This is a genomic window from Streptomyces sp. NPDC002795 (genome assembly GCF_042888725.1).
In the GTDB taxonomy this organism is placed as follows: domain Bacteria; phylum Actinomycetota; class Actinomycetes; order Streptomycetales; family Streptomycetaceae; genus Streptomyces.
In genome coordinates this window covers 200,840-207,194 of sequence record NZ_JBIAQB010000015.1, presented here as the reverse complement: position 1 = coordinate 207,194, position 6,355 = coordinate 200,840, and the positions used below count along the sequence as shown (strand labels likewise).

Genomic DNA, 6,355 nt, shown 5'->3' with positions numbered 1-6,355 from the left:
CGAATGACACTGCTTTGCCCCGATTTCCCGCAACGCCGCAGGTCAAAACTGGGTAACAAAACAGGTTCAAGTCCCGTCACTCACCCTGAATGATCTGAAGGCCCCGGTTCGCGAGAACCGGGGCCTTCGGCGTTCCCGGGCCGTCCGGCCGGCTACGCCGAGGCGCGGACCACCAGCTCCGTCGGAAGCACCAGGTGCCGCTGCGTGCCCCGGCGTACGGACGACCGCTTCCCCTCCGCGGCCAGGGCTATCTCGTCGAGCAGCAGCTCCGTCATCGCGCGGCCCATGTCCCGGGTGGGCTGGCGCACGCTGGTGAGGCCCGGCTCCATGTGGCGGGCGATCACCGAGTCGTCGAAGCCGACCAGGGAGACGTCCTCGGGGATGCGGCGGCCCGCCTCGCGCAGCACCTGCCGGGCACCCGAGGCCATCAGGTCGGAGCAGGCGAAGACCGCGTCGAGGCCGGTGCCGCGCCCCAGGAGCTCCTCCATGCAGCGGCGGCCGCCCTCCTCCGTGAAGTCTCCGTAGGCCACCAGCTTCTCGTCGTACGGGATTCCGCTCGCGGCCAGCTCGTCCTGGTAGCCGACGAGGCGGCGCTGGGCCCCGTACACGTCGAGCGGGCCCGCGATGATCGCGACGGAGCGGCGGCCGCGGGCGACCAGGTGCTCGACGGCGGAGCGGGCGCCCGCGTAGTTGTCGGTGTCGACCGACGGCAGCGGCTCGTCCGCGGAGCGGGGGCCGCTGATCACGGTCGGGATGTCCATCTGGATGAGGCGGTCCGCGAGCGGGTCGTCGGAGTGGACCGAGACCAGCAGGACGCCGTCCACGCGGTGGGCGGCGAGGTAGGTGGCGAGCCGGTCCTGTTCGCGCTCGCCGCGGGCGAAGGTGAGCAGGAGCTGGAGGTTGGTCTCGGCGAGAGCCAGGCCGACGCCGCCGACCATGCCGGAGAAGTACGGCTCGGAGAAGAACCGGGACTCGGCCTCCGGGACCACCACGGCTATGGAGTCCGAGCGGTTGGCCGCGAGGGCGCGGGCCGCCGTGTTCGGTACATAGCCGAGCTCGGCGACCGCCTCCTCGACCGCGGCGCGGGTGTGGTCGCTGACCCGCGGCGATCCGTTGATGACGCGCGAGACCGTGCCCCGGCCGACGCCCGCCCTGGCCGCGACCTCCTCAAGAGTCGGGCGCCTGCTGTGCGTGCCGTGAGCCACCATGACTCCTACCTCCCCAGATCTTGAGCGGAATCTAACAGCCCGATAACCGCACGAACTTGTCGCCGCCGGGTGTCTTGACACCCCGGGTTCGAGCGACGACCCTTCAACTCATCACGGATGGGAGCGCTCCCACCCTACTGGACGCATACAGAAGCCGCACGTTCCCCGCCCGAGCCGCACGTGAACGAACGGGCCCAGTACAGCAGTTGGCAGCAGGCCGGGATCTGCACGTCTCAGCATCAAGAGCACATGAGCACTTGGAGGACGCAAATGCGCACTGCCCGTACGTCCCGACGCGCGATGACCTTCGCGGTCGTCGCCGCCTTGGCCACAGGCCTGCTTGCCGGTTGTGCGAGCGATGACGACGACGGCTCCGGGGGCGCCGGAGGTGCCGGCGACAAGAAGGGGTCGACGACGCTGACGGTCGGTACCTTCGGCACCTTCGGTTACAAGCAGGCCGGGCTCTACGACGAGTACATGAAGCTGCACAAGAACATCACCATCAAGGAGAACGTCACCACCAGGACCGACGTCTACTGGCCCAAGACCCTCACCCGTCTGCAGGCCGGTTCCGGCACCGACGACGTCCAGGCCATCGAGATCGGCAACATCGCCGAGGCCGTGCAGACGCAGGCGGCCAAGTTCGTCGACCTCGGCAAGGAGGTCGACAAGTCGCAGTGGCTGGACTGGAAGAACAAGCAGGCCACCACCGCGGACGGCAAGCTGATCGGGCTCGGCACCGACGTCGGCCCGATGGCGATCTGCTACCGCAAGGACCTCTTCAAGAAGGCCGGGCTGCCCACCGACCGCACCAAGCTCGCCGAGCTGTGGAAGGGCGACTGGGCGAAGTACGTCGACGTCGGCAAGGACTACATGAAGAAGGCGCCGGACGGCACCAAGTTCGTGGACTCCGCCTCCTCGGTCTACAACGCGGCGCTGGGCGGCGCGAAGGACCGCTACTACGACAAGAGCGGCGACGTCATCTGGGACAAGTCCGCGGGCGTCAAGGACTCGTGGGACGCCGCGATGGAGGTGGCGACCTCCAACATGTCGGCGAAGCTGAAGCAGTTCGACAAGCCGTGGGACCAGGGCTACGCGAACGGCAAGTTCGCCACCGTCGCCTGCCCGGCGTGGATGGTCGGCTACATCCAGGAGAAGTCCGGTGACGCCGGCGAGGGCAAGTGGGACATCGCCGCCGCGCCGACCGCGGCCAACTGGGGCGGCTCGTTCATCGGCGTACCGACGGCGGGCAAGCACCAGAAGGAGGCCATCGCCCTGGCGAAGTGGCTGACCGCCCCCGAGCAGCAGGCGAAGGTCTTCGGCAAGCAGGCCAGCTTCCCGTCGACCCCGTCGGCGTACTCGACCCTGAAGCCGAAGGCGGACACCACCGCGTACTTCTCGGACGCGCCGATCACACAGATCTTCTCCGACTCGGCGAAGACCATCCCGGTGCAGATCTTCGGCGTCAAGGACCAGCCGATCAACACCGCGATCACCGACACCGGCATCCTCCAGGTCGAGCAGAAGGGCAAGTCGCCCGAGCAGGGCTGGGACGCCGCCACCGCGGAGGTCAAGGACGTGCTCGGCCAGTGACCAGCTCCAACGAGGCTCTCGCGCAGACCGCGTCGAGCGCCGACGCCGCGTCCGACTCCACCGAGGAGTCGGGCGCGGCCCGGGGCGCTCAAGGTCGCGGTACGCCGAAGAGCGCCGACTCCTGGCGCAGCCGGCTGTACCGCTGGGACATGAAGGCGTCCCCGTACGCGTTCATCGCCCCCTTCTTCATCATCTTCGGCGCCTTCTCGCTCGTGCCGCTGCTGTACACCGCCTGGTACTCGCTGCACGACGTGCAGCTGGCGAACCTGGACGGCCAGACCTGGGCGGGGCTGGAGAACTACACCAACCTGTTCCAGTCGGACTTCTTCTGGAACGCGCTGAAGAACACCCTGACCATCGGTGTGATCTCCACGGTGCCGCAGCTGGTCGTGGCGATCTGGATGGCGCACATGCTCAACTACCGGCTGCGCGGCTCGGTCGTGTGGCGGGTCGTCGTACTCACCCCGTACGCCACGTCGGTGGCGGCGGCGACGCTCGTCTTCGTGATGTTGTTCGCCCCGGACAGCGGGATGATCAACTGGGCGCTCGACTCCATCGGCCTCGACACGGTCAACTGGCGTGAGTCCGACTGGGGTTCGCAATTCGCGGTGTCGTCGATCGTGATCTGGCGGTGGACCGGCTACAACGCGCTGATCTACCTGGCGGCCATGCAGGCCATCCCCGCCGACCTCTACGAGTCGGCGGCGCTCGACGGGGCCAACCGCTGGCAGCAGTTCCGGCACGTGACCATTCCGATGCTGCGTCCGACGATCCTGTTCACGGTCGTCGTCTCCACCATCGGCGCGATGCAACTCTTCGGTGAGCCGCTGCTGTTCGGCGGGGTCAGCGGCACCAAGGGCGGGTCCGAGCACCAGTACCAGACGATCGGCCTCTACATGTACGACCAGGGCTGGATCGTCGGCAACCTCGGCAAGGCGTCCGCGATCGCCTGGTCGATGTTCCTGATTCTGCTGGTCGTCGCCGCGGTCAACCTGCTGATCACCCGACGGCTGAGGAAGTCCCAATGACCACCATCGAAGATGCGACGCGGCCGAAGCGCCGCCGGATCCTGGGCGCGGGCAAGCAGCTGCACGCCGGTCCCGTCACGTATGTGGTGCTGGCCCTGTTCGCCGTGGTCTCCCTCGCCCCGCTGCTGTGGACGGTGGTCGCGGCCTCGCGCACCAACGAACGTCTCGCGCAGACTCCGCCGCCGTTCTGGGTCGGCGGGAACCTGTTCAAGAACCTGGAGACCGCCTGGAACCAGGCCGGCCTCGGCACGGCGATGTGGAACAGCATTCTCGTCGCGTCGGCCATCACGGTGGGCACGGTGCTGTTCTCCACGCTGGCCGGGTTCGCCTTCGCCAAGCTGAAGTTCCGGTTCTCGACGACGCTGCTCCTGATGACCATCGGGACGATGATGATCCCGCCGCAACTGGCCGTCGTACCGCTGTACTTGTGGATGACCGATCTGGGCTGGGCGAACCATCTTCAGACCGTCATCCTGCCGACGCTCGTGTCCGCCTTCGGCACGTTCTTCATGCGGCAGTACCTGGTGCAGGCGCTGCCGGGCGAGCTCATCGAGGCGGCGCGGGTCGACGGGGCGAGCAGCCTTCGGGTCGTCTGGCACGTCGTCTTTCCCGCGGCGCGGCCGGCGATGGCCGTGCTCGGGCTGCTGACGTTCGTCATGGCCTGGAACGACTTCCTGTGGCCGATCATCGCGCTCACCCAGGAGAACCCCACGGTTCAGGTGGCCCTGAACGCGTTGGGTACGGGGTACATCCCCGATGACTCGGTGATCATGGCGGGGGCGTTGCTGGGGACGTTGCCGTTGCTCATCGCGTTTCTGCTGTTCGGGAAGCAGATTGTGGGCGGGATCATGCAAGGGGCCGTTAAGGGGTGACACGCCCTCCGGGTGGGCGGGGTGTTCCTGTTGCGCCCCGCCTGTCCTGCGCCTCGGGGCTCCGCCCCGGACCCCGCGCCTCAATCGCCGGCGGGGCTTGATTGGCTCGATTTTTCGACTTCACCATGGGAGCGCTCCTATGACTACCACTGACAACACCAGCACCGGCCTCACCGCCGAACCCGTCGCGACCCGGTTTCCCGTTGGGTTTCTTTGGGGGGCGGCCACCGCCTCGTATCAGATCGAGGGGGCCGTGCGGGAGGACGGGAGGACGGCGTCGATCTGGGACACGTTCAGTCATACGCCGGGGAAGGTGGTGAACGGCGACACCGGGGACGTCGCCGTGGACCACTACCACCGGTGGCGCGACGACGTGCGGCTGATGGCGGACCTGGGTCTTACCGCGTACCGGTTCTCCGTGGCGTGGCCGCGGGTGCAGCCGACCGGGCGTGGGCCCGCCGTACAGCGTGGGCTCGACTTCTACCGGGGGCTCGTCGACGAGCTGCTCGGTCATGGGATCAAGCCCGTGGTGACCCTCTACCACTGGGATCTGCCCCAGGAGTTGGAGAACGCGGGCGGCTGGCCCGAGCGGGACACCGCCTACCGGTTCGCGGAGTACGCGGGGCTCGTCGGCGAGGCGCTCGGCGACCGCGTCGAGAGCTGGGTGACCCTCAACGAGCCCTGGTGCAGCGCCTTTCTGGGCTACGGCTCCGGGGTGCACGCCCCCGGGCGGACGGATCCGGCAGCCGCTCTGCGCGCGGCACATCACCTCAACCTCGGTCACGGGCTCGCCAGTTCGGCTCTGCGTGACGTGCTGCCGGACCGCGCCAAGGTCGGCATCAGCCTGAACCCGAGCGTGGTCAGGGCCCTCACCGATGCCCCTGCCGACCTGGACGCCCGCCGCCGTATCGACGCGCTGGCGAACCGCGTCTTCACCGGGCCGCTGCTCAAGGGCGCCTACCCGCGCGACCTGATCACCGACACCGCGGCCATCACGGACTGGTCGTTCGTGCGGGACGGGGACACCGCGGCGATCCACCAGCCGCTCGACTTCATCGGCCTGAACTACTACACGCCGGCCGTCGTCTCGGCCGCCGACCCCGTCGAGGCGGGCCCCCGCCTCGACGGCCACGGCGCCAGTGAGCACACCCCGTGGCCGGGCGCCGACGGTGTCGCCTTCCACCGCGCGTCCGGCGAACTCACCGCCATGGACTGGCCCGTGGACCCGACAGGCCTCACCGACCTGCTCCTCGACCACACCGCGCAGGCGCCGGGCGTCCCGCTCTACGTGACCGAGAACGGGGCGGCGTACGAGGACGTGGTCGACGCGGACGGCCGCGTGCACGACCCGGACCGCATCGGCTATCTGCACGCCCACCTCGCCGCCGTCCACGACGCCATCGAGCAGGGCGCCGACGTCCGCGGCTACTTCCTCTGGTCGCTGCTCGACAACTTCGAGTGGGCGTACGGATACGGCAAGCGGTTCGGCGCCGTGTACGTCGACTACGAGACGCAGGAGCGCATCCCGAAGTCCAGCGCCACCTGGTACTCCCGGGTGGCGCGCAGCGGGGGGCTGCCCGCCGGATCCTGACCCGGCGGGCGGAGGGCCGGTGCGCGCTGTGTGGCAGCAGCGCGCACCGGCCCGTATTTTTCG

At 68.7% G+C, this 6,355-nt stretch carries 5 protein-coding genes; 4 read left to right on the top strand and 1 reads right to left on the bottom strand.

Going from position 1 to position 6,355, the window contains the following annotated elements:
- Positions 1 to 152 precede the first annotated feature (152 nt).
- A complete protein-coding gene (locus ACFYWS_RS35895; RefSeq protein WP_389283459.1) occupies positions 153 to 1,208 on the bottom strand; it encodes a LacI family DNA-binding transcriptional regulator in 1,056 nt (351 codons plus the stop codon).
- Between the two features lie 270 nt (positions 1,209 to 1,478).
- Here ACFYWS_RS35895 and ACFYWS_RS35890 point away from each other — a divergent pair, with 270 nt between their 5' ends.
- The 4 genes from ACFYWS_RS35890 to ACFYWS_RS35875 all read left to right on the top strand — a co-directional run bounded on the left by ACFYWS_RS35890 (position 1,479) and on the right by ACFYWS_RS35875 (position 6,292).
- Positions 1,479 to 2,801 (top strand): ABC transporter substrate-binding protein, encoded by a 1,323-nt coding sequence (locus ACFYWS_RS35890; RefSeq protein WP_389283457.1) that lies wholly within the window; start codon positions 1,479 to 1,481, stop codon positions 2,799 to 2,801.
- Positions 2,798 to 3,829, top strand: coding sequence for a carbohydrate ABC transporter permease (locus tag ACFYWS_RS35885; protein ID WP_389283456.1), 1,032 nt, complete (start codon positions 2,798 to 2,800; stop codon positions 3,827 to 3,829). The genes ACFYWS_RS35890 and ACFYWS_RS35885 overlap by 4 nt, the downstream gene beginning before the upstream one ends.
- On the top strand, positions 3,826 to 4,701 hold the full coding sequence (locus ACFYWS_RS35880; protein WP_389283454.1) for a carbohydrate ABC transporter permease: 876 nt from the start codon (positions 3,826 to 3,828) through the stop codon (positions 4,699 to 4,701). The genes ACFYWS_RS35885 and ACFYWS_RS35880 overlap by 4 nt, the downstream gene beginning before the upstream one ends.
- Positions 4,702 to 4,840: 139 nt before the next feature.
- On the top strand, positions 4,841 to 6,292 hold the full coding sequence (locus ACFYWS_RS35875) for a GH1 family beta-glucosidase (RefSeq protein ID WP_389283453.1): 1,452 nt from the start codon (positions 4,841 to 4,843) through the stop codon (positions 6,290 to 6,292).
- The last annotated feature ends 63 nt before the right edge of the window (positions 6,293 to 6,355 follow it).